1 protein-coding gene is annotated in these 218 nt (G+C 74.8%); it reads right to left on the minus strand.

The window, feature by feature from the left end; translation table 11 throughout:
* Nucleotides 1-218, minus strand: a 218-nt coding sequence (locus ACH65_RS18355) for a hemagglutinin repeat-containing protein (RefSeq protein ID WP_049624089.1), incomplete at both ends; no start/stop codon positions are given.

Below are 218 nucleotides of genomic sequence, written 5' to 3' on the forward strand. Positions count from 1 at the left end.
GTCCAGCGCGTGCCGGTGGCCAGCGCCGACAGGTTGAGGTCGTTGCCCGCGCTCAGCGCCGCGTTGCCGCCCGCCTTGAGCGTGACCGCCTGCGCGTTGAGGTCGTGGCCGGCGGTGAGGCTCAGGTCCTGGCCCGCGCTCAGGGTGAGGCCCTGCACGCTGGTCTGCGTCTGGCCGAAACGCAGGCCCGTCGTGGCCGCCGCCGCCAGGGTGAGGTC

This window comes from Frateuria defendens, from assembly GCF_001182895.1.
GTDB classification, from domain to species: Bacteria; Pseudomonadota; Gammaproteobacteria; order Xanthomonadales; family Rhodanobacteraceae; genus Frateuria_B; species Frateuria_B defendens.